Raw genomic sequence first — 22,145 nt, 5'->3', positions numbered from 1 at the left:
TAATGGCATGCCGTGGATGCGGAGGGGCGTTGGTCGAACGGATTCAGGAGGCCCGGGGGAACAGGCGGCCGCCGAGGTCGATGCCGGTGACCGTGCCGGAGTCGTCGCGGCTGAAGAAGCCGCGCTGGCCCTGGAAGGAGCCGCTGGTGATGATGTACTCGTCTCCGGGTAGCAGGCCGAAGGGGAACGGCGGGTGATCCTGTGGCATAGGGGTTTCGGAGGCCGCACGGATTTCTGGCTTGATCACGCATTCGAGGTTGAGCGCGCCGTCGTCGGCGGTGACGGTGATGGTCATGGCGTCGTTCGCGTACACACCGATGATCTCCCGGGCGCGGGAATCGTTGTAGGGCATGGGCTCCGGGTCCTTGTCGATCACATTCAGGTAGTGCTCGAGCGCCCAGCGCACAATGGCCTGATTGCAGACGATGCTGTCGGGGCTGGCATTGGACAGCACGACAATGGCGAAATCGCGTTCGGGCACAATGAGGAATTCGCCGAACTGGCCGTAGCCGGAGCCGCCGTGCCCGGCCGTCTGCACGCCGTCGATGGTGCGCAGGAACCAGCACAGGCCGTGGGCGTCACCGAGCAGACTGGCGCGCAGATCGACCGTCTTCTCCCGCATGAGGCGGATCACGTCGCCGGGCAGCACGATCTCACCGGACTCGGTGCGGCCGTCGCCGAGATGGTAACGGGCCAGGCGCAATTGGTCGGACACCGTGGAGGCGAGGCCGCCGCCGGGGTTATTGGCGCGGGTGCCCTTCCAGATGCGCGACACCGACAGCTCGCCGTTCTCCTCGCGCTCATGCCCCGCGGAGAAGCGGCGGGTCATGATGTCATCGCGAAGGTAGAAGGACTCCGCCTGGCCGATCGGCTCCAGAACCATTGTGGCGACGGCTTTTTCGAATGTTTGGCCGGTGACGTTCTCGACGACCCGGCCGAGCAGGTTGAAGCCCGCCTGGCTGTAAGAGCTGCGCCCGCCGGGCTCGCCGATGAGCGGGATCTCGGCGAGGCTCGCAACGAACTTCGCCAGTCCGTCCTCGCCCTCGCCGGTGTCATTGATGATGCTCCAGTCCAGACCGGCGGTGTGATTGAGCAGCTGCTTGATGGTGATCGCGGCGGCATGCTCCTCGTCGAGCAGTGTCAGCTCCGGCACATACCGGCGCACCGGCGCGTCCAGGTCGACCTTGCCCTCGGCGACCAGCCGCATGAGCGCGGTCGAGGTGGTGATCTTGCTGATCGATCCGAGCGCGAACAGCGTGTGCTCGTCGACCGGCAGCGGGTTCTCGATGCTCGTCACACCGTGCGAGGCGAAGATCTCGCGGCCATCGGCGAAGATGCCGACCGAGACGCCGGGGATCCCGTACTCGGCGGCGGTGGTCTCGATGAACTTCGACAGTGCGGTGTTGTCCGACATGGCGGTACCTCTCAGCTTTCCTTCGTGCCCGGCGCATTTCGTCCGGCGCTTCCGATGGACATGACTCTGCCGACACCCGCTGACAGCCCACTGACAGTCCGCCGACAGCCGCTGTCGGTGGCCCTGACCGGCCGTCGAGCGCGCTCGGTGACCCAGGTCACCGGGCCGTCCGCGACGCCGCGACCTGCGCGGACCATGCCCTCTCAGCACTAGCTCAGCTTCGAGCCAGCAAACGCACAGTGGCATTGGGCAGGGTGACCGCTGAGTCTTGCCATCTGGAAACAACCTGCCGAAGGAGATCCGGCTTGCGTTCAACGAAGATCTGGGGCGCTGCCGTCGTGGCTTTGTCCGCAACTGTCCTGCTACCAGTTGCCGCGGCCTCCGCCGCTCCGGCCCCCGGACTGAACCCGGCCGGGACCTCGGCGGACGGTTCGCGCATCGCCTCCAGCACCGCCACCGGCGAGCGCACGCTGAAATTGCAGGTCTATTCGGCCGCCATGGACAAGAACATCGAGATCGACGTGCAGCGCGCCGCCGACACCTCGCAGCCGACGCCGGTGCTCTACCTGCTGAACGGCGCGGGCGGCGGCGAGGACACCGCGACCTGGCAGAAGCAGTCCGATGCGCTGAGCTTCCTGTCCGGCAAGAACGTCAATGTGGTGCAGCCGGTCGGCGGCGCGTTCAGCTACTACACCGACTGGCGCGCGCCGGATCCCAAACTGGGCGTGAACAAGTGGAAGACCTTCCTCACCGAAGAACTGCCGCCGCTCATCGACCGCGCCCTGAACACCAACGGCCGCAATGCGATCGCCGGTTTCTCCATGTCGGGCACCTCGGTCTTGCAGCTGCCGATCGCGGCACCCGGCCTCTACCAGTCGGTCGCCGCCTACAGCGGCTGTGCGCAGATCAGTGACCCGGTCGGATACAACGCGGCCAATCTGGTCGTCGCCGCGGGCGGTGGCGACAGCGAGAACATGTACGGCCCCGAGGGCGATCCGATGTGGGCCGCCAACGACCCCTACGTGCACGCCGACCAGCTGCGCGGCCTGAACCTGTTCATCTCCAGCGGTTCCGGGCTCCCCGGCCGGTGGGACACCCTCAATGGCTCGCACACCCTCCCCGGCGTGGGCGGGCTGGCCAATCAACTGACGGTCGGCGGCGCGATCGAAGCCGCCACCAATTACTGCACCACCAATCTGGCCGCCAAGCTGCATCAGCTCGGCATCCCCGCCACCTTCAGCATCCAGCCCACCGGCACCCACTCGTGGGGCTACTGGCAGGACGACCTGAAACAGTCCTGGCCGGTGCTGGCCGCGGGGCTCGGGTTGCCCGCCAACTGATTTCCCGGGCGGGGAAACGGCACGGCCGCAGTCGGGAAACCGACTGCGGCCGTGTGTGTTCCGGAGCGACTAGCTGAGCTCGAAGTTCGGGTAGCCGTTCTCGCGCTCCTCGTCGCAGTACCGGCGGTAATTGCCGAAACCGCCGATGTAGGGCATGAATACGCGCTTCTTGCCCTCCACATTCGAGCCCAGGTACCAGGAGTTGGCCTTCACGAACAGCGTGCCCTCGGCGACCTCCATCAGGTGGTCGGTCCACTTGATGGCGGCCTCCTCGCGAGCCTGCGCCCGGCTGAGGCCATTCGCGCGGCAATGCTCGATGAGGTCGATGACCCACTCGATCTGCTGCTCGGAGTGCACGGCCATGTTCGCCATCACCGACGGGGTGCCGACGCTGTTGATGCTGAACATATTCGGGAAGCCCGGAATGCCGAAGCCGAGGTAGGTGACCGGCCCATCGGCCCAGGTATCGCCCAGCCGGGTGTCCCGCGTGCCGTGGATGTCGATGCGCAGCAGCGCGCCGGTCATGGCGTCAAAACCGGTTGCGTAGACCAGGGTGTCGAGCTCGATGAACTTATCCGCGGTGCGTATGCCGGTCGGGGTGACCTCCTCGATGGGCTCGCGGCGCAGGTTCACCAGTGAGACGTTCGGGCGATTGAACATCTCGTAATACCCGGAGTCGGTGCAGATGCGTTTTGTTCCGATCGGGTGATCTGTGGGAATGAGATCGTCTGCCACGGACTGGTTCTCGACCTTGGCGCGAATCTTGGCCACCGCGAAATCACGCACCAGCTCATTGGCGGTGATGTCGCTGTTCTGGTCCGGGAAGACCTTGTTGAACAGCACGCCGCCCTGATTCCAGCGATCCTCCATGGCCGCCTCGCGCTCCTGCGCGCTCAGCTCGAGAGCCTTGGTCTGAATGCTGGCGTGCGGCGTGGCGGCCGGTGCGTAGTACGACTTCTCACGCCGCTGCCGATAGGTGGCGCGAATGGTGTGCTGCTCCTCATCGGTCCACGGCCGGTTCGGAATCGGCACACTGAAATTGGGGGAGCGCTGAAAGACGGTGAGCGCCTCGGCCTGTCGCGCGATGATCGGCGAAACCTGGATACCGGAGGAGCCAGTGCCGATCACGCCGACCCGCTTGCCCTCCATCGACGCGCCTTCCTCGGGCCAGCGGGCCGTGAAGATCTCCTCGCCCGCAAAGGTTTCCACGCCGGGGATATTCGGCTTGATCGGCGCGGACAGGCAGCCGGTGGCGAAAACCACGAAGCGGGAACGGTATTCGTCGCCGCCCTCGGTGCTCACCGTCCAGGTCGCGGTGGCATCGTCGAAACGTGCCGCGCTGACCCGCTGTTCGAAGCGGTAGTGCCGCCGCAGGTCGAACCGATCGGCCACATGATTGATGTAGGCGAGGATCTCCGGCTGTGTGGCATAACGCTCGGTCCAGGTCCAGCTCTGCTGCAAGTCCTCATCGAACGAGTACGAGTAGTCGACGCTCTCCACATCACAGCGTGCCCCCGGATACCGATTCCAGAACCAGGTCCCGCCCACATTCTCACCGGCCTCCAACCCCAGCACGGTCAACCCGGCGGAGGCCGCCTTATGGACACCGTAGAGCCCGGCGAATCCCGCGCCGATGATGATCACATCGTATGGACTGCCCTGCTCGGCGCTGGAATGCATGCGCGACCTCTCAACCTCATAGCGGTATTTCTATTAGGCATATAGTCGAGCCGCAGACGGCAGGTCGCGACCCCCGGTCCCACTGACCAGGAGCCGCAGACCTCGGTGAATGTGAATGACGACGGAAGCCGCATGCCTTCTCGACTGCTGCATGCGTTGTAAGGCCTGCAACTGTCGAGAAGGCATGCGGCTATGGCATACGCGAAGGTGGAGCGCGGCCGGGCGGTTACTCGTGTGCGGGCTCGCCGGTTACTACGTGGTCGGCGTGGTTCAAGCCCTCGCGAACCAGGCGGGCGAGGTGGCCGTCGCGAATGCGGTAGATGATGCGGCGGCCGTCGCGGCGCGTGTCGACCAATCCCGTGAAGCGGAGTTTGGCCAGGTGCTGGCTGACCGCGGTGCGCGAGGCACCACAAGCCTCGGTGAGGGCGGTGACGTCGGCCTCGGCATCGGCCAGAATCCAGAGGATATGCAGGCGGGTGGGATCCGACAGCATCCGGAAGGTCGCGGTGGCGGCATCCAGGCGGGACTGATCGGGAACTATGGGGTGGGTGAGGCTGGGGGAGGACTCAGGGGAGGGCAATGCGTTCGCATTGCTCTTGCTCACCATGATTCACCTTCCTGCCGCGGCCACCGCCTCGGTGCCCGCCGGTGCGGACACCGGCCATACGCGAACAGCCGTCGTGGCAGCCAGTGTAGCGATCACGGCGAGCACGATCGCCGTGATCGGCAGGCCCGCCAGCGCGCCGAGCCGTCCGGCGATCGGATAGGTGAGCAGGAAGCAGGCGTGTGAGAGCGAGAACTGCGCGGTGAAAACGGCCGTGCGGGTATCGGGTTCGGACTGTGCGCGCAGCAATCGGGCGGACGGGGTATTGATCATCGAGGTGCCCGCGCCCAGCGCCACCCAGACCATGGCCAGGAGCAAACTGCCCGTCACCGGGGTGAACAGGGGGATGGCGGCCGCGACGAGCAGACCGACCGGCAGGATCATGCAACCGAGCAGCATGAGAGCGCGATCGGGAACCGTGGTCAGCACGCGCGGGGTCGTCAGCGCCACCGCCATGGAGCCGAATCCGAAGCAGCCCAGCGCGATTGCGACCGCGCTGTTCGAACCGCCCAGGCCATCGCGCACATACACCACGGTATTCACGACCACCAGCGAAGTCGATGCCGCCACAACCAGATTCATGGCCAGCAGTCCGCGCAGGACCGGGCGATCCAGCATGATCCGCGCGCCCCGCGTGATCCGGCGGTGCAGCGGCTCGGACCGTTCCGGCGCAGCCATCCGGGGGAGCCGGGTCGTCACCACCAGCGCCGCCGAGGCCACGAAACCCGCTGCGGTGCCGACGAACAGCAGGTGATAGCTGATCACCGTGAGCAGCGTGGCCGCCAGCAGCGGGCTGAGCAGCGACTCCATATCGTAGGCAAGACGGGACAGCGACAGTCCGCGCGTGTAGTCCTCCTCGTCCACCAGGATCGAGGGAATCAGCGACTGGAACGCCGGGGTGAAGGTCGCCGAGGCCGATTGCAGCAGCGCGATCAGCACATAGATCTGCCAGGTCTGCGTCACGAACGGCAGCATGAGCGCGATCGCGGCCCGGATCGCGTCCGCCGACACCAGCACCGTGCGCCGGGGGACGCGTTCGGTGAGCGCCGAAATGACCGGTGCGACTGCGACATACGCCACCATTTTGACCGCCAGCGCCGTGCCCAGCACCGCGCCCGCATTCCCACCCGCCAGATCGTAGGCGAGCAGTCCCAGGGCGACCGTGAGCAGGCCGGTGCCGACGAGCGCCACGACCTGCGCGGTGAACAGCCGCCGGAACTGGGGATTGTGCAGAACGTCGAACACGGCCACCACTATAGGACAATAAGTGCGCAGTTGTGCACATGATGGCGGATAACCGCGACCCGGCCCGGATTCCCGGGCTCGACGCGGCGTGGAAAAGTCCCCTTGGTCTGGTTAGTGCGATCTGCCCGCCGATTCGCCGCTATCCTCGCCCCCATGGGGAGGAGTTCCGCGATGCGCTACCTGATGCTGCTGTCGGCCGTGTTCATCGCGGGATGCGCACAGCACGGAGCCGCGCAGCCGGTGCCGGTCCTGCCCTGGAGCGCGACCGCGCCGAAACCCTCCACACCGGCCACCACCACCGCGCCGACCAGCTCGACCGAGCCGGTATCGGACCTGCCGCCCTGCGGCGATATCGCCACGGCCGCAACATCTCCCGACTGCGTGCTGCGCTCGCGCGACTCGGCGGGCCTGGCCTTCGAAGTGCGACACACCGGCGGCGGAGCACACACCGTGACCACCGTGACCGTGCTCGATCCGGCGGGCGGCACGGTGCAGACCATCGTCGAACGCGACACCTCGTCCCCGTCCGAACCGCGACTGCGCGACCTCGACAACGACGGCCGCGACGAGCTGATCATCCCGATCTACCTGGCCACCGCCAACACTCGCTACGCCATATTCCATGCCACCGGCGACGCCACCCAATTCCGGCGTGCCGGGGAACTGGCCGGAATCGGAATCGAAACGTCCACCAGCAGATACACCGTGGTCGCAGCCCGTGCCGGGTACGCAATGTGGGATGTCGAATTCTGGGCCTTCGAATCCGACCGCCTGCAATCCATCGTCACCGCCCAGGTGCGGCCGATCGACGACGGGAACGGCAAGGTCGCCGGAACCCATTGCGCGGTAGTCGATTCCGGCGGCCTGAACCGCACCGGCCTGAGCCTGGATCAGGCGAGCGCGCAATTCTGCGCGGAACCCGCCGTCGTCCGCGTCATGCGCTGAGTGTCGTTCGCGCGCTGTACGGACCTCCGCCCGTCCTCCCTCTCGGGACTGACCTGCGGAGACTACGTAGTCGTACGTGTATCCGGGGAAAATCCGTGATATCCCCGATGTCCGGAACCCCCACGAAGACGACTATTGAAACGAGTCAGCTACCCGGCTTCGCATAGCGTCGCCGCAGCCACTCGGAGTAGTCGAACGACACTGCCTCGCCATCGTTGTCGAGGCACAGCGCAGCGTCGCGCAACCGTCGTGCGGCACGCCCGAGGGGCGGCAGCGGGACGGGAAGCAGGGACTGTCCGAGCGCGGCGCGGCGCACCGCGGCCAGCTCGGACAGGGTCTGCACCACCGGGCCGCCCACATCGGGCACCCGGCCGGAAGGACCGGCGTCCACGGCGTCGGCCAGGCGCGCGCCCACGGCCGTCACATCGACCGGCTGAAAGCGCATGGCGCCGCGCGGACTGAGCCGCAATCTCGCTGCGGCGGTGAACCACTGATCGATCAACTCGTGGAATTGGGTGGCGCGCAAGAGCGTCCACGGCACCGGACCCTGCGTGACCACCTGCTCCTGGGCGACCTTGGTGCGGTAATAGCTGAACGGCACCTGATCACAGCCGACAATCGAGATCTCGACATGGTGGCCGACCCGGGCGCGCTGCTCGGCGGCCAGCAGCGACCGCACCCCCTCCACCAGGACCTTGCCGCTGCGCACGCCGAAATGATTGGCGGCATCGACCACCGTGTAGACGCCTTCCAAGGCCTCGTCCAACCCCTCCCCGGTGCTCAGGTCGACCGGGAAATGCTGGGTGCCCGGCACCGGATCCTTGGGTGCCGTCCGGGTCAGCACCCGCACCGTATGGCCCTGGGCCGCGAGATTGCGCACCACCGGCAATCCGAGAGTTCCGGTTCCGCCTAATACCGCCACCTGCATGTCGAATCCTCCTCGCGCGCCTACTTCGGACGTTGGAACCATGCTGCGTGCTGTTCGGCTTGCTGTTCAACATGATTCATCGCATGACGTCTGATTGAGCACATTCCGAGGTGGGCAGCGCGTCGATACGGTTCGATACCCGTCCCTTTTCGAGGAATCAGATGTGCGCGCCCTTCTCCCGATTGCATCCCCGGCACAGGATCTGCAGATTCGGCGCGCTGGTCGCCCCGCCCCGGCTGATCGGGATGATGTGATCGAACTCCAGATAGTGGCTGTTCCCGCACTCCACGCATTTACCGCCGTCACGCAGCCACACCTGGGCCTTCACATCCTGCGGAATGGTGCGGGTATCGCGGCGGCCCGGGGCCAGCGCGAGCCGCTTCGCCACCCGCAGGGCACCCTCGATGGCCGCCGCCACCTGATCCGGATCGGCCACCTCGAAGGTCGCGCCGCCGCGCGCCGAGGTGGCCGCCACCGCCACCCGCCCGCCCTCCGACGTCACCGAAACCACACGCGTCCACGGCATTTCCGTGCCGGTGTCGACACCGGTGAACCGCAGCTTCTTATTACTGGCGATCAACCGCCCCTCGGTGAGCTTCGGCCCGCGCGCCAGCTGGCGAATGTGAATGGCCGGGACCATCAGATGCACCTGCTCCTCCGGATCCAGATGCAATCCCGGCGCTTGCATCACCGGTAGCTCGCCCGAGCGCAGCCGAGTCAGCATGCGCCCGCGAGACATTCGCCGCCGCAGATCCTCGATGAGCGGACCGCCCAGCCGCAGTTCGGCGACGGCGGCATCGAAGGCCTCCAGTTCGGCCTGCTCGACCACCCCGTCCGCGAACGCGAAGGCCACCATTCGCTCGACATGGTCGTGCGCCGCGGGCCGCAATGACTCCAGCGCGACCGCTCGCTCGATGCGCTGATACCGCAATGCGGTCCACAACCCCTCCCACTCCGGCCCCCGCGCCCCGGCCGTCCGCAGCACCCGCTCGGCGCGTGCCCGCCACCCTCGCAAATACTCGTCGATCTCACCCGCGCACTCCCGGCACGGCGCGGGCCGCCCGAACACCCGCCACCGCCGGGCCCGCCCGCAGCGCGGGCAATGCCGCACATCCGTGGACGGGAACGCTCGCATGGTGTCGGTCCACTCCGACCCGTCCCACCACCGCAACCGTCCTGACCCCTCCGGATCCGGATGCCAGTCGGCGCGTCCGGAACCCTCCGGCGGCCGTAGCGGTTCCTCCCTGGTCTCCCGCTCCAGCGAGGGCACCCGATTCGGGCGTCGCTGCGCGACCTCACCGCTCGGCTGCGCATCCCCGGGATCATCCACATGCACGCCGAATTCCGTGACGATCCCCGCCAGCCCGCTCGCCCACCCCTGCGCCACGGCCCGGAACCGCCACTCGCCCTCACGCCGATAGAACTCCCCGAACATCATGGCGCGCACCGAGTCCGAATCGGCGACCTCGAACCACGCCACCGGCCGATTGTGATCGAACACGGTGAGCACCAGCCCCGCCACCTCGGCGAACGACCCGCCCTCCACCGACCCGGTGACCACGATCCGCTCCACCTCGGCTTCGGTGCGCGGCAGCGACACCGATAACCGCGCCGTCCCCGGCGCAGGCTCCTGATCCAAGGTCACCGCCTGGGACACGTGCCGAGGCGCATTGAAAAACACGAAATCCCGATCCGACCGAACCCGCCCCGCCCCCGTCAACAACAGGGCATGCGCATCCACCGCATGATCCGACTGCCACGAAAGCACCACCGTCAGAAGCGAAGTCGGAACCGCCCCATTTCCACCTTTGGTCAGTTTCATCGTGATCGAAAACTATGCCACCTACCCCCGACAACCCTCACCCACCGCAGTCCACAGATCGAGTGTTCGATGGTGCAGGGGACACGCCGGGAAAGGCCTGCACGGTGGAACACTCGATTCAATGGTCAGTTGACTTGCATGCGGCCGAACGTGCGGCACAGTGGAATCATGACCACTCCGAAGGGGCCCGCGCGCAAATCGCAGCCGCCCCGCGCCAAACCTCAGCCCCCGCGTGTCCCCACCGCCGGTGACATTCTCGCCGCAGCTCAGGCCGCCGTCGAAGCCGCCCAGACCGCCGCCGGTGTGGCCCTGGGCTCCGCCCAGAATGCCGCGGGTCAAGCCTTCGACTCCGCCCAATTCACGGCCTCGCAAGCCTTCGACACCGCGGTCCGCCTTCCCCCGGCCTCCATCCAACTGGCCGCCCAACTCCCCGACCTGATCGAAAACCTCACCACCGCAGTCGAACGCCTCAACTCCACCATCGACCGCCTCGACCGCACCCTGGCCCTGGCCGAACCCGCCTTCGTCGCCTACGACAAACTCCTCACCCGCCTGGAATCCGCCACCGAAATGGCCGAACAGCTCTTCACCCGCCTCGAAAAACTCCCCGGCGTCTCCCTCCTCGGCCGCCTCACCGGCCGCGAACAGCCCGCCCCGGAACCTCCAGCGCAGAAGCCGACCCGCGGCCGCCGCAAATAGCGGCGTCACCGGGGTCAGGCGGAAGGTAGTGGGGCGGTAGGGGGTACGCCTATGCCGGGGAGGGCTCGGAGGGCGGCGGCGGCCTTCCAGACCATTTCGTGGTACTCGTCGGTGGGGTCGGAGTCGAGGACGATTGCGCCGCCCGCGCCCACTCGCCAGCGATTGCCGTGGCGGACCGCGGTGCGGATGACAATGTTGAGGTCGGCGGTGCCGCCCAGGCCGAGGAAGCCGATGGTGCCCGAATAGATGCCTCGGGCTTCGGTTTCGAGGGTGTCGATGATCTCCATGGTGCGGAGTTTGGGGGCACCGGTCATGGAGCCGCCCGGGAAACATGCTCGGAGGCAGTCGATTACGTCCAGTTCAGGGCGGAGGGTGCCGCGGACCGTCGAAACCAATTGGTGCAGGGTCATATACGTCTCGACGGCCATGAGTTCGGGGACGTGAACGGTGCCGATCTCGCAGACCCGGCCCAGGTCATTGCGGAGCAGGTCGACGATCATGAGGTTTTCGGCGCGGGTCTTGGGGCTGCGCGCCAGTTCCGCGGCGAGCTGTGCGTCCTCGGCAGGGGTGCGGCCGCGCGGAGCGGTGCCCTTGATCGGCTTGCTTTCCACGGTGCGGGAGCGGTCGAGCTTGAGGAAGCGCTCCGGTGAGGAGCACGCCACCTCCAGGTCGCCGAAGCGCAGGAAGGCCGCGTAGGGGGCGGGGTTGCAGCGGCGCAGGGTGCGATAGACGTCCAGGCCATCGCGGTCGCCATCGCCATCGCCGCCGGCGGGCAGGTACGCGCTGTCGGTAATGCAGATTTCGTAGGATTCCCCGGCTCGCAACTGCTTTCGGCAGGCTTCCACATCGGCGAGATAGCGTTCCCGGCCACGGGTCAGCAGCGGTGCGACCACTCGCTCCTCGGCACGCAACTCCAGATCCGGCGGATTCTCCCAAGTCGGAAGGGTTTCCACGATCGCACGCGTAGCGGACAGCCAATCCCGCGCGGCCCGAACGGAATCCGGGTGCGACTCGGCCAGCGAGAGTAAATGCGTCCGCCCCGCCTCGTGATCCACCACGATCAGCCGATCGGCGAACACCCACTGCGCATCCGGTGCGGGCGCTCGATGCGTCGTCGCGGCCCCGCAATCCGACTTCATCTCATAGCCGAGATATCCGACATACCCACCCACGAAATCGAAAGGCACATCCGGGAATTCGATCCGTCGCCGTCGTAGCTCACCGGATAGGTAGTCGAGCACTCCGCCCGGCACGCTGCGCAGTCCCTCGGCGGACGCCACCTCGACCCGACTCGTCCCCACCCGGTACCGCACCGTCTCCGCGAGCGGCCCGGACGCATCCCCCAGGAATGAGAACCGATCCAGCCCGGGCTCGACATGCTCACTGTCGAGCCAGAACGCGGTCGGCGACTCGCGATACAGCCGCAGGAACACCGCCTCCGCATCCACCGCCCGCTCGACCACGGTCTGCTCCACGGTGTAATCGACCGGGGGAGTGCGCTCTTCGAGCTTGGGCGGAATGGCGGCCAGCGCGGGCACATCCGCCTCCACGGCCGGACGCCGCGTGACCGAGGAGCCGTGCAGGGGCCGGGGATGTGTGCCGGGTTCGGCGGTGAGCCGCATGAAATTCCGGATCAGCGCCGAACCATATTCACTGGCAATGGATTCGGGATGGAACTGCACACCCCACTGCGGGCGGCTGCGATGACGCACGCCCATGATCACGCCGTCGGGCGCTGTCGCGGTGACTTCGAGTTCCTCCGGTAGCGGCATGGCGGCGCAGAGCGAGTGATAGCGGACGGCCGTGAAATCCTGTGGCACTCCGGCGAACAGGTCGCGCCCGTCGTGGGTGATGCGATCGGGATAGCCGTGCCGGGCCTCGGGTGCGGTCGTGACGAGTCCGCCCGCGGCGATCACGATGCCCTGATGTCCCAGGCACACCCCCAGCAACGGCAGTTCGGAGTGCGCGATCAGCTCGGCCGAGATACCGAAATCGCGCGCCACGTCGGGCCGCCCGGGCCCGGGGGAGATGACGATATTGTCGAAGGAATCCAGGTCCAGGGCAGCCGCATCGGACACCTCGTCGTTGCGTACGACGACGGGTTCCACTCCGTTCACCTTGCTGATCAGCTGATACAGGTTGTAGGTGAACGAGTCGTAGTTGTCGATCAGCAGCGTGCGCATTTGCCCGGCACTTTACGCCAGCGCCCCTCGGATACCGCGTTCCGACCTGCGCGAACGAGGCCCCGGCCACTACTGCTGGCATATGCCTTCAGTTCCAGTCGTGGCGTACGGCACAATGTGGGGATGTCTGTAGCGCAGCCGGTCGAGGTGGATCGCGACCTAGTCGATTTCGCCGCCGTTGGTACATGGATGGATGAGCAGGGCTTGCCCGGCGGGGAATTCGAGAACGTCACACCGCTCGGCGGCGGAACGCAGAACATCATGCTGCGCTTCGACCGCGGCGGTCGCTCGTATGTCCTGCGGCGCGGACCCAAGCATCTGCGGGCCGCCAGCAACAATGTCATCCACCGCGAGTCCCGCATTCTCAGCGCGCTCGACGGCACCGGCATTCGCGCACCGCGGGTGATCGCCGCCGATGCGGACGAGTCGCTCATCGGCGCGTACTTCTATCTCATGGAGCCGATCGACGGTTTCAATCCGCAGAACGAACTCCCCGAACTGCACGCCGGTGATCCCGAGGTCCGGCGGCAGATGGGCCTGTCCGCGGTGGAGGCGATCGCCCGCCTCGGCTCGCTCGATCACGTGGCGCTCGGCCTGGCCGACTACGGCAAACCCGAAGGCTTCCTGGAGCGCCAGGTCCCGCGCTGGCTCAAGGAACTCGAGTCCTACAGCGCCAATGAGGGTTACGCCGGACCGGAGATCCCGGGCGTCGACCGCATCGGCGACTGGCTCGACCGCAATCGCCCGGCGCAGTGGCAGCCCGGCATCCTGCACGGCGACTGCCACCTCGCCAACATGATGTTCTCCTACACCGGCCCGCAGGTCGTCGCCATGGTCGATTGGGAGATGTCCACCATCGGTGACCCCCTGCTCGACCTCGGTTGGCAGATCGCCACCCGCCCCGAACCCGGCACCACCGGCTCGGCTCTGACCGGCACTCTCGGCGCGACCGGCGGCCTCCCCACCGTCGACGAAATGGTCGCCCACTACGGCAAATTCTCCGACCGCGACCTCAGCAATGTCCCCTGGTACACGGTTCTGGCCTGCTTCAAGCTGGGCATCGTCCTGGAAGGCACCTACGCCCGGGCCTCCGCAGGCAAAGCCCCGAAACAGGTGGGCGACTTCCTCCACGCCATCACCCTCGAACTCTTCGAGAAGGCGCACAGCATCATCGAATAGCCCGGATCGCCGAGGGAGCTCTGGTGGCGGGATTTCGACCTCGATTCCGCCATGAGAGCTCCCTGATCTTGGTGGCCTCGGCAAACTTGACGCGATTTTTGCTTGGGATGGCGGGATATTGGTGGTCGAAAAAGTATTGCCATCGTATGTTGTTCGCATGCCGATCGTTCCTGACGCCAAAGACTGGACCTGGGTCCTCGAACAAGCCTGCGATGAATGCGGATTCGACCCAGCAGCCACCGCCTTCGACGCGGTCCCCGGCCTGACCCGCGCCAGCACGGCACGCCTGACCCTCGCCCTCGAACGCCCGAATGCCGCTGTGCGCCCGGACGATTCGACCTGGTCCGCCGTCGAGTACGCCGCCCACGTCCGCGACGTCTGCCGCATCTTCGAGCACCGCCTCGACATCACCCGCACCGCCTCCGCCCGCCCGGGCCCGGTCATCGGTGGCTACAACCCGGCCGTCACCCTCGACGGCAGCATCCCCATGTTCGCCAACTGGGACCAAGACGACAGCGCCGAAGCCGAAAACTACGCGGCCCAGAACCCCGCCACAGTCGCCTCCGAACTGACCAGCGCCGCCGAAACCACCGCCCGCGCCTTCGAATCCGTCCCACCCGAGGACCTTCCCCTGGTGGCCCGCCGCAGCAACGGCTCCCAATTCACCGTGGAAACCCTCGCCAAGTACTTCATCCACGACCTCGTCCACCACGCACACGACGTCGACCCCAACCACTGACACGGATTGTGTTCTTCACCCGTGCAATTGGGCGGGTGAAGACGGGAATCGGTGGGTGAAGTCGCCGGATCAGACGCAGCGGAGGAGGGCGTTGCGGAGGTTGCGGGAGCGGGCGTCGTCCAGGACGGCCATGCCGAGGCGGTTCATGGCGTAGCCGAAGCCCAGGCCGGTGGCCGGGTCGGCGAAGCCGAATGAGCCGCCGTAGCCGGTGGTGCCGTAGGCCCGGGCGTCGGTGCCGAAACGGAAGCTGCCGCGGGACTTTCGGAAGCCGAGGTGGTACCGGCTGGGAGTCAGCAGGACCAGGTCTTCGGCGGGGACGTCGTCGGCCGTCTTGGCGGCGGCCAAGCGGGTGAGCAGCTCCGCCGTGATGGGAAGTTCGCCGGTGTCGGATGCGGCCGCGCCGTAGACGCGAGCCAGCGAGCGGGCGGTGCCGACGCCACCGGCGGCCGGGCTTTCCACCGAAAGGAATTCGCGGCGGGCACCCCGCGCGGGGGCTCCCACCTGCGGGCTGCTCAGGGCTCGGAAGGAGAGGCCGCGCTTGGCGTAGAGCTGAATGCCTATGCGCACGGGGAGATCTCGCTCGTAGCGCAGGACATCGAGGCCCTCCGTGGCGGAGAGCGTCGCGATGCGATCCATCGGAATGTCTTCCGGCAGGCCGATATAGAAGTCCAAGCCCAGCGGGGCCGCGAACTCCTCGGCGAAAACCCGCCCCAGGGTGCGGTGCTTCGGGTCGACCCGGCGAATCAGTTCACCCTGGTAGAGCCCGGCCGTGATCGGGTGGTATCCGTGCCGAGTGCCCGGCTGCCACAAGGGTTTCTGCTCGGCGAGGATCACGGCCAGCCCATCCAGATCGGCCATATCCGTCAACCGCACGGCCCGATCCAGGGCGGCCAGCCCGGCCTGATGATCGATCAACTGCCGGACGGTGATCGACTCCTTGCCATTCACCCCGAACTCCGGCCAATACTGCGCCACCGGAGCCTCATAATCCAGCAGTCCCCGCGACACCGCCGAAGCCACCACGAACGCGGCCATCCCCTTGGTGGAGGACCACACCGGGGCCATGGTGTCCCGCTCCCAGGCCTTGGTCCGCTTCCGATCCCGGTGCCCGGCCCAAAGATCCACCACGGACCGATCCCCGTCATAAACGGCGACCGCCGCCCCGATCTCCCCATGCTGGGTGAAGTTCCGCCGAAAAGCATCGGCCACCGGCCCGAAACCGCTCTCCACCTCGCCGTGGACCGCAAAACGCTCGCTCATGATGCCCCGATCGTAACCGCGCTCCCCACACCCACAACCCCTCCCGGCCACACCCCAGGGACCGGAACCGAACGACGCCATCGAGTAACTGGATACGGGCGGGAGGGTCGGCTGACACGGCACCCCATTCCTGGGGATCGCGTGTTCACCAGGTAGCGTCGACGTACGTGCCTGAACTCCCTCGGATTACCGCATCATTGCTGCGGACCAAGCCTGTTGAGCAGCTCGCTTCGGATGGTGAGCACACTTCGCTGAAGCGGAGCATGGGGCTCATTTCTCTGATCGCCTTGTCGGTGGGTGCGACGCTGGGGACCGGCATTTTCGTGGTGCTGGGGGAGGCCGCGCCGTTGGCTGGGCCCGCGGTGGTCATCTCGTTCGTGGTCGCGGCGCTGGCCGCGCTGTTCTCGGCGTTGTCGTATGCGGAGCTGGCGGGGGCGGTGCCGGTTTCCGGGTCTGCCTACTCCTATACCTATGCCACGCTCGGGGAGATCGTGGCCTGGGTGTGCGGGTGGTGTCTGTTGCTGGAGTACGGGGTGTCGGTCGCCGCGGTGGCGGTCGGGTGGGGCGCGTACTTGAACGAGTTCCTCGGCTCGACCATCGGGTGGCGGATTCCGGACGCGCTGTCGAGCGCACCCAGCGACGGCGGCACCATCAATCTGCCTGCGGCCGTGGTGGTATTGATCGCGACGCTGGTGCTGTTGGACGGCATTCGGGAGAGCGCCCGGGTCACCACCATCACCACCATGATCAAGATCGCGGTGCTGATCTTCTTCGTGGTGGTCGCCGTGACCGCGTTCAACTCCGACAATCTGCACCCGTTCGCGCCCGCAGGCGTCGCGGGCATCACCTCGGCCGCCTCGATGGTGTTCTTCTCGTTCATCGGGTTCGACGCCGCATCCACCGCCGGTGAGGAAGCCAAGAATCCGCAGCGGGATCTGCCGCGCGCCATCATCATCTCGCTCGGCATCGTGACCCTGGTGTACGTGCTGGTCGCGCTGACCGCGGTCGGCGCCGTCGGTGTCGATGACGTGAGCAGCTCCGGTGCTTCGCTGGCCACCGTGCTGGAGACGGTGACCGGAAAGGGCTGGCCCGCAACCATTCTCGCGGCGGGCGCGGTCGTGGCCATCGCCTCGGTGGTGCTGACCGTCCTCTACGGGCAGACCCGAATCCTGGTGGCCATGTCCCGTGACGGTCTGATGCCCAAGATGCTCTCCCGCGTAGGCGCCAAGCGGGTGCCGACCACCAATATCCTCATCGTCGGCGGCGTGGTCGCGGTGCTCTCGGCCCTGATCCCGCTCGGAGAGCTGGTGAACGCCACCAATATCGGCACATTGGTGTCCTTCGGCCTGGTGAATATCGGTGTCCTGGTGCTGCGCCGCACCAAGCCGGATCTGCCGCGCACCTTCCGCACCCTGGTCCCGCTGGTCCCGGTCCTCGGCGTCGGCATGTGCGTCTACCTCCTGGCCCACCTCCCGGGCGTGACCTGGCTGGCCTTCGCCCTCTGGTCGGCCGTCGGCCTGGTGGTCTACTTCGGCTACGGCCGCCGCCGCTCCGCGCTCAACAAGGCTCCGGCCGCGCCCGTCGAGCTGCATTCGCAGTAGTCGCCGCCCCGTTCGGGCGCGGATCGTGATCGGCTCGTAGGCTCATCGTGTGCGAGCGCTGGAGCAGATTCGACAGTGGCCGGTCCGGAATGCGGCGGCGGGTGTCGTGGTCCGAGACAAGGGTGTGGTCGATACCGAGGGGGACCTCGAGAAGGTCTACCGGCTCGCGTCGGTGACCAAACCTCTTGCGGCGTATGCGGTTCTGGTCGCGGTCGAGGAGGGTGCGATCGAGTTGGAGCAGCCTGCGGGGCCGCCCGGTTCCACGGTGCGGCATCTGCTGGCGCACACTTCCGGTCTGGCCTTCGATACCACCGAGGTGCTATCCGAGCCGGGGCTGCGGCGCATCTACTCCAGTGCCGGGTTTGAGGTGCTGGCGGATTTCGTGGCCGAGCAGACCGGCATCCCCTTCGATCAATACCTGCACGAGGCGGTGTTCGAGCCGCTGGGCATGACTTCCTCGGCGCTGGTCGGTTCGGCCGGGCATGCCGGGCGCTCCTCTGTCGCAGACCTGCTGCGGTTCGCTGAAGAATTGCTGAATCCGAAGATTCTGAGTGCCGAATTGCTTTTCGAGGCAAGCACAGTGCAATTCCCGGGACGCAATGGCGTACTTCCCGGTTACGGGTCGCAGCGTCCCAATGACTGGGGTTTGGGCTTCGAAATCCGCGATCACAAACTGCCGCATTGGACGGGTGGCGCGAACACGCCACGAACTTTCGGGCACTTCGGCCAAACCGGCACGTTTCTCTGGGTGGAGCCGGAAACAGGTATGGCGTGTCTGTCCCTGGCGGACGAAAATTTCGGTGACTGGGCCCGGGCCGCGTGGCCGACCCTCAGTGATGCCGTCATCGCGGAGTTTGGTTAGCGCTCGCCGGGTTTGACCGGAACCGCGACACGTCCATCAAGCATCACACGTAACACCGGGCACTCCAGTAAACTCGGGCAACGCCGGCTATGAGAGGTCGTTGGGGAAGACGTCCCTCGTCCAGCCGGAGGTGTCAGTGGTGCGCGCGTCGAGTCAGTTCGCGGAGGCGACGTCTGGAGTCGTTTATATCCATTCATCGCCGGCCGCGCTGTGCCCGCATATCGAATGGGCGCTCACCTCCACTCTCAAGGCCCCCGCCAAACTACGATGGACCGCCCAGCCCGCGGCCCCCGGAAGCCTGCGGGCCACCACCGATTGGTACGGCCCGGTCGGTACCGGAGGACGGTTAGCCAAGGCATTGCGGGACTGGCCCATCCTCTGCTTCGAAATCACCGAGGACCCCAGCGAGGGTGTGGACGGCGAGCGCTACAGCTTCGTCCCCGGCCTCGGCCTCTGGAACGGCGCGATGAGTGCCAATGGCGACGTCATGGTCGGCGAAATGCGCCTGCGCGCCATAGTCGCCGACGCCCGCGCCCACGGCCGCTCCAGCCCCAATGACATTGCCGCCGAAATCGACCGCGCCCTGGGCACCGCCTGGGACGACGCCCTCGAACCCTTCCGCCTCGGCGGCGAGGGCGCGGAGGTCACCTGGCTCCGCCGCGACGTCGGCTGACGCTCGAACCGATGATCCGAAGCGTGCCGTCGCGCTGCGTGGCGCGCCAGAGGCACGATAAGTCCAGTCGGTACGAAAAGGAGCTCCCATGCGGCGAATCCTCGCTTCCTTGCCCCTCCTAGCCATGGCAGGCGCTCTGACCCTGAGCCTGACCGCCTGCAATGACGAGGCCAAATCCACCGTCGCCACCAGCAACCCAACCTCGGCCAAACCCGCGAGCACCGCTCCCTTCCCGGCCGCCGGTCACGAGATCGTCCACTGCGGAGCGGGCCCCTGGGGCCTGGCCATAGTCGCGGGCACCGCCAAGGGAAACGACTTCTGCCCCACCGCCTCCGAAGTGGTCAATGCCTACGCCGCCGAGCGCGCCAAGCAATCCAATGGCGATATCGCCGTCACCGTCGCCGACATCCGCTGGGTCTGCGGCGAACGCCAAGGCAACCCCAACCCCTACCAGGAATGCGCCAGCCAGAACGAATCCGCCGAACAGATCCGCCTCTACTCCTGAGCCCTAGACCGAGACCGTTCCGGAATCCCCGGCGGCCGCGAGCATCGGATCGGGTTCCTCGAGCGGTTCGACAGTTTCGCCGTCGAGGACCCGTCGCAGACGCTCCCGGTCGAGCTGGCCTTCCCAGTTCGCGACGACCAGCGTGGCGACACAGTTGCCGAGCAGGTTCACCGTCACCCGCATGGAATCCATGATCCGGTCCGCGCCGAGCAGGATCGCCACGGCGGCAACGGGTATCGATCCGTGCCCGATCGCGCTGATGGTGGCGGACAGGGCCAGGAACGACGAACCCGGCACTCCCGCCATGCCCTTCGACGTCAGCATGAGCACCAGCAGGGCCGTGACCTGCTCGCCCAGGGACAGATCCACACCCACGGCCTGAGCCAGAAAGAGCACGCAGACGGCGAGATACAGGGTCGCGCCGTCGAGATTGAACGAATAACCGGTCGGCACAACCAATCCCGTGGTGGCCCGCGAAGCACCCGCATCGACCAGCTTGGTCATGATGCGGGGCAGCACGACCTCGGTGGAGGCCGTGCCCAGCGCCACGAACAGCTCATCCTTGATGTAGCGCACGAACTTCCAGAGGCTCACACCGGCCAGGACCCGGCTCACCAGTGCCAGCACCAGAATGAAGAGCAATGCCGCCCCATAGCAGCAGGCAATGAGCTTCCCGTAGCTGCCAAGGGATTTCAGCCCGTACTGCCCGACGATGATGCCGCCGACCACCGCCACCGCCAGCTGCACGAACATCGAGCGATACCAGGGCGTCCGCCGCACCGCCTCCGACCCGTCACCATCCATCGTTTCGACCATGCCGGAACGCTAGATATCCCATGTATCACCTTCGTGTCCCGCGGGTTTCAGGGATGTGGGGTCGTGAAGAAGGTGATCGAACGGGATGGGTGCAGCGGCCGTATCCGTAGATGTCGACGAGGAAGGACCGAGGCTATGACACATGTCGGGATCGATATCGATGGATTACGGGCGCTGACCGGAGGGGCGGTCATCGCGCCGGGGGATCCGGAATATGACGTGGCGCGACTGGTGTGGAACGGCTGTTTCGATCGGCGGCCCGCCGTGATCGTGCGGCCGGGGAGTGCGAAGGGGGTTGCGGCGGCTTTGTCCGAGGCGCGGCGGCACGGTCTGGATGTGACGGTGCGCGGGGGTGGGCACAACTATGCCGGTCATGCGGTCGCCGATGATGCGATGCTGATCGACCTCGGCGCGCTGGACGACGTGACCGTCGATCCGGAGGCGAAGCTGGCGCATTGCGGTGGGGGAGCGCAGTGGTTGCAGGTCGACGCCGCCACCACGGAACATGCGCTCGGGGTCACCGGTGGATTCATCAGCGACACCGGCATCGGGGGATTGACGCTCGGCGGTGGCATGGGCTGGCTTACCGCGCGTTGCGGATTGTCGTGCGACAGTTTGGTTTCCGCAGAGGTTGTCACCGCGGCCGGGGAGATCGTGATCGCCTCGGCCGAGGAGAACCCCGAGCTGTTCTGGGGATTGCGCGGCGGCGGTGGCAATTTCGGCATTGTCACCACGTTCACTTTCGCCCTGCATGATCTGCCGCCGCTGGTACAGCTGACCATGCTCTATTGGACGCCCGAGCACGGTGTGGCCGGAGTCGCCGCGGGCCGCGATCTCATTGCGAAGCTGCCCTCCGGGTACTGTGCCGCGATCCTGGGCGTCAGCGCGCCGCCTGCTCCGTTTGTGCCCGAAAACTATTGGGGGCAACCGGGATTCGTGGTGGCGGTGGTCGGTTTCGGGGCTCCCGAAGAGCTGGCCGAGGTCGTCGCGCCATTGCGGGCCGCCGCTCCGGCTCCGGCCTGGGATCTGGTGACGCCGATTCCGTACACGCAATTGCAGCAGATGTTCGACGAGTCCGCCCCGCGCGGCCAGTTCGCCTACGAGAAGGCAATCTATGTGGACGATTTCAGCGATGCGGTGATCGCGGAATTCGTGCGGTGGGTTCCCGGCAAGCTGTCCCCGCTGACACTGGTCCCGATCTTCCCGCTCCTCGGCAGGTATACCGAGACCGATTCTGCAGCAACAGCATTCGGAGGCTCCCGGCAACCGCAGTGGGTCATCAATATCAGCGCCATCAGCCCCGACCAGGCCACCTATGAACCCGAGCGGCAATGGGTTCGCGACTTCTGGGACGCCCTGCGGCCGCACGCGAGTTCCGGGGCCGGCTACATCAACTTCCTCAATGACGATGACCAGCAGCGCATTCAGGAAACCTACGGCGAGAAGTACAGTCGGCTCGCCGCGCTGAAGGCCGTCTGGGATCCGGACAACGTCTTCCACCACAACGCCAATATCCGCCCGGCACTCTGACCGGGTAAACGGAAGCGGGGGGGGGCCCCGGGGGCCCCCCCGGGCGGGGGCCCGGGACCAAATTAAAGGGGCAGTTGTTTTTTTTTTTGGGTTACGGGGGGTGGACGGAGAAAAAAAAAA

18 protein-coding genes and 1 pseudogene are annotated in these 22,145 nt (G+C 66.6%); 10 read left to right on the top strand and 9 right to left on the bottom strand.

The window, feature by feature from the left end; translation table 11 throughout:
- Window positions 1-43: 43 nt before the first annotated feature.
- On the bottom strand, window positions 44-1,414 hold the full coding sequence (locus tag AB0N05_RS14685) for a serine hydrolase domain-containing protein (protein WP_364692931.1): 1,371 nt from the start codon (window positions 1,412-1,414) through the stop codon (window positions 44-46).
- Between the two features lie 305 nt (window positions 1,415-1,719).
- Between AB0N05_RS14685 and AB0N05_RS14680 the strand changes: the two genes are divergently transcribed.
- Window positions 1,720-2,754, top strand: coding sequence for an alpha/beta hydrolase family protein (locus AB0N05_RS14680; RefSeq protein ID WP_364692928.1), 1,035 nt, complete (start codon window positions 1,720-1,722; stop codon window positions 2,752-2,754).
- A gap of 69 nt (window positions 2,755-2,823) precedes the next feature.
- Here the strand turns inward: AB0N05_RS14680 and AB0N05_RS14675 are convergent, their stop codons facing one another.
- The 3 genes from AB0N05_RS14675 to AB0N05_RS14665 form a co-directional block, all read right to left on the bottom strand.
- Window positions 2,824-4,434 (bottom strand): NAD(P)/FAD-dependent oxidoreductase, encoded by a 1,611-nt coding sequence (locus AB0N05_RS14675; protein ID WP_364692925.1) that lies wholly within the window; start codon window positions 4,432-4,434, stop codon window positions 2,824-2,826.
- Window positions 4,435-4,660: 226 nt separating this feature from the next.
- On the bottom strand, window positions 4,661-5,041 hold the full coding sequence (locus AB0N05_RS14670; protein WP_364692922.1) for a metalloregulator ArsR/SmtB family transcription factor: 381 nt from the start codon (window positions 5,039-5,041) through the stop codon (window positions 4,661-4,663).
- A 3-nt stretch (window positions 5,042-5,044) separates the two neighbouring features.
- Entirely contained in the window at window positions 5,045-6,283 is a 1,239-nt protein-coding gene (locus AB0N05_RS14665; protein WP_364692919.1) for an MFS transporter, read from the bottom strand.
- 153 nt (window positions 6,284-6,436) lie between these two features.
- Here AB0N05_RS14665 and AB0N05_RS14660 point away from each other — a divergent pair, with 153 nt between their 5' ends.
- Entirely contained in the window at window positions 6,437-7,228 is a 792-nt protein-coding gene (locus tag AB0N05_RS14660) for a hypothetical protein (RefSeq protein WP_364692916.1), read from the top strand.
- 145 nt (window positions 7,229-7,373) lie between these two features.
- Here AB0N05_RS14660 and AB0N05_RS14655 read toward each other — a convergent pair whose 3' ends face one another.
- Window positions 7,374-8,156, bottom strand: coding sequence for an SDR family oxidoreductase (locus AB0N05_RS14655; RefSeq protein WP_364692913.1), 783 nt, complete (start codon window positions 8,154-8,156; stop codon window positions 7,374-7,376).
- A gap of 157 nt (window positions 8,157-8,313) precedes the next feature.
- Window positions 8,314-9,978 (bottom strand): TerD family protein, encoded by a 1,665-nt coding sequence (locus AB0N05_RS14650; protein ID WP_364692910.1) that lies wholly within the window; start codon window positions 9,976-9,978, stop codon window positions 8,314-8,316.
- A 168-nt stretch (window positions 9,979-10,146) separates the two neighbouring features.
- Here AB0N05_RS14650 and AB0N05_RS14645 point away from each other — a divergent pair, with 168 nt between their 5' ends.
- Window positions 10,147-10,677: a hypothetical protein gene (locus tag AB0N05_RS14645; RefSeq protein WP_364692908.1), complete on the top strand. Its 531-nt coding sequence runs from the start codon at window positions 10,147-10,149 to the stop codon at window positions 10,675-10,677.
- Between the two features lie 14 nt (window positions 10,678-10,691).
- Here AB0N05_RS14645 and pabB read toward each other — a convergent pair whose 3' ends face one another.
- Complete coding sequence (gene pabB, locus AB0N05_RS14640) at window positions 10,692-12,860, bottom strand: aminodeoxychorismate synthase (RefSeq protein WP_364692905.1); 2,169 nt, start codon at window positions 12,858-12,860, stop codon at window positions 10,692-10,694.
- A 123-nt stretch (window positions 12,861-12,983) separates the two neighbouring features.
- On the opposite strand from pabB, the gene AB0N05_RS14635 reads away from it, so the two are divergent.
- Together AB0N05_RS14635 and AB0N05_RS14630 are read left to right on the top strand one after the other, a co-directional pair.
- Window positions 12,984-14,039, top strand: coding sequence for a phosphotransferase family protein (locus AB0N05_RS14635; RefSeq protein ID WP_364692902.1), 1,056 nt, complete (start codon window positions 12,984-12,986; stop codon window positions 14,037-14,039).
- Between the two features lie 157 nt (window positions 14,040-14,196).
- Window positions 14,197-14,778: a DinB family protein gene (locus tag AB0N05_RS14630; protein WP_364692899.1), complete on the top strand. Its 582-nt coding sequence runs from the start codon at window positions 14,197-14,199 to the stop codon at window positions 14,776-14,778.
- Window positions 14,779-14,847: 69 nt separating this feature from the next.
- Here the strand turns inward: AB0N05_RS14630 and AB0N05_RS14625 are convergent, their stop codons facing one another.
- Complete coding sequence (locus tag AB0N05_RS14625) at window positions 14,848-16,038, bottom strand: serine hydrolase domain-containing protein (protein ID WP_364692896.1); 1,191 nt, start codon at window positions 16,036-16,038, stop codon at window positions 14,848-14,850.
- Window positions 16,039-16,301: 263 nt separating this feature from the next.
- On the opposite strand from AB0N05_RS14625, the gene AB0N05_RS14620 reads away from it, so the two are divergent.
- The 4 genes from AB0N05_RS14620 to AB0N05_RS14605 all read left to right on the top strand — a co-directional run bounded on the left by AB0N05_RS14620 (window position 16,302) and on the right by AB0N05_RS14605 (window position 19,679).
- Window positions 16,302-17,639 carry an amino acid permease gene (locus AB0N05_RS14620; protein ID WP_364692893.1) on the top strand — a complete coding sequence of 446 codons (1,338 nt, stop codon included), beginning with the start codon at window positions 16,302-16,304 and terminating at the stop codon, window positions 17,637-17,639.
- A gap of 49 nt (window positions 17,640-17,688) precedes the next feature.
- Window positions 17,689-18,501: a serine hydrolase domain-containing protein gene (locus AB0N05_RS14615; protein WP_364692890.1), complete on the top strand. Its 813-nt coding sequence runs from the start codon at window positions 17,689-17,691 to the stop codon at window positions 18,499-18,501.
- A 139-nt stretch (window positions 18,502-18,640) separates the two neighbouring features.
- Window positions 18,641-19,174: a DUF3145 domain-containing protein gene (locus AB0N05_RS14610; protein WP_364692887.1), complete on the top strand. Its 534-nt coding sequence runs from the start codon at window positions 18,641-18,643 to the stop codon at window positions 19,172-19,174.
- Window positions 19,175-19,262: 88 nt separating this feature from the next.
- Window positions 19,263-19,679 carry a hypothetical protein gene (locus AB0N05_RS14605; RefSeq protein ID WP_364692885.1) on the top strand — a complete coding sequence of 139 codons (417 nt, stop codon included), beginning with the start codon at window positions 19,263-19,265 and terminating at the stop codon, window positions 19,677-19,679.
- A gap of 3 nt (window positions 19,680-19,682) precedes the next feature.
- On the opposite strand, the pseudogene AB0N05_RS14600 reads toward AB0N05_RS14605, so the two are convergent.
- Window positions 19,683-20,426: pseudogene (locus AB0N05_RS14600) on the bottom strand (cation:dicarboxylase symporter family transporter); the annotation flags it as partial.
- Window positions 20,427-20,630: 204 nt separating this feature from the next.
- Between AB0N05_RS14600 and AB0N05_RS14595 the strand changes: the two are divergent.
- Window positions 20,631-22,025 (top strand): FAD-binding oxidoreductase, encoded by a 1,395-nt coding sequence (locus tag AB0N05_RS14595; protein WP_364692882.1) that lies wholly within the window; start codon window positions 20,631-20,633, stop codon window positions 22,023-22,025.
- The last annotated feature ends 120 nt before the right edge of the window (window positions 22,026-22,145 follow it).

Origin of the sequence: Nocardia sp. NPDC051030, assembly GCF_040683015.1 — a bacterium.
In the GTDB taxonomy this organism is placed as follows: domain Bacteria; phylum Actinomycetota; class Actinomycetes; order Mycobacteriales; family Mycobacteriaceae; genus Nocardia.
This window is presented reverse-complemented; position numbering and strand designations above follow the sequence as displayed.

What these genes read in the sequence shown, in the direction of transcription:
- AB0N05_RS14645 (WP_364692908.1), top strand. Translation starts at nt 10,147, where the DNA reads ATGACCACTCCGAAGGGGCCCGCGCGCAAATCGCAGCCGCCCCGCGCC.
- AB0N05_RS14635 (WP_364692902.1), top strand. Translation starts at nt 12,984, where the DNA reads ATGTCTGTAGCGCAGCCGGTCGAGGTGGATCGCGACCTAGTCGATTTC.
- AB0N05_RS14675 (WP_364692925.1), bottom strand. Translation starts at nt 4,434, where the DNA reads ATGCATTCCAGCGCCGAGCAGGGCAGTCCATACGATGTGATCATCATC.
- AB0N05_RS14660 (WP_364692916.1), top strand. Translation starts at nt 6,437, where the DNA reads ATGGGGAGGAGTTCCGCGATGCGCTACCTGATGCTGCTGTCGGCCGTG.
- AB0N05_RS14670 (WP_364692922.1), bottom strand. Translation starts at nt 5,041, where the DNA reads ATGGTGAGCAAGAGCAATGCGAACGCATTGCCCTCCCCTGAGTCCTCC.
- AB0N05_RS14605 (WP_364692885.1), top strand. Translation starts at nt 19,263, where the DNA reads ATGCGGCGAATCCTCGCTTCCTTGCCCCTCCTAGCCATGGCAGGCGCT.
- pabB (WP_364692905.1), bottom strand. Translation starts at nt 12,860, where the DNA reads ATGCGCACGCTGCTGATCGACAACTACGACTCGTTCACCTACAACCTG.
- AB0N05_RS14595 (WP_364692882.1), top strand. Translation starts at nt 20,631, where the DNA reads ATGACACATGTCGGGATCGATATCGATGGATTACGGGCGCTGACCGGA.
- AB0N05_RS14650 (WP_364692910.1), bottom strand. Translation starts at nt 9,978, where the DNA reads ATGAAACTGACCAAAGGTGGAAATGGGGCGGTTCCGACTTCGCTTCTG.
- AB0N05_RS14655 (WP_364692913.1), bottom strand. Translation starts at nt 8,156, where the DNA reads ATGCAGGTGGCGGTATTAGGCGGAACCGGAACTCTCGGATTGCCGGTG.
- AB0N05_RS14625 (WP_364692896.1), bottom strand. Translation starts at nt 16,038, where the DNA reads ATGAGCGAGCGTTTTGCGGTCCACGGCGAGGTGGAGAGCGGTTTCGGG.
- AB0N05_RS14685 (WP_364692931.1), bottom strand. Translation starts at nt 1,414, where the DNA reads ATGTCGGACAACACCGCACTGTCGAAGTTCATCGAGACCACCGCCGCC.
- AB0N05_RS14630 (WP_364692899.1), top strand. Translation starts at nt 14,197, where the DNA reads ATGCCGATCGTTCCTGACGCCAAAGACTGGACCTGGGTCCTCGAACAA.
- AB0N05_RS14620 (WP_364692893.1), top strand. Translation starts at nt 16,302, where the DNA reads ATGGGGCTCATTTCTCTGATCGCCTTGTCGGTGGGTGCGACGCTGGGG.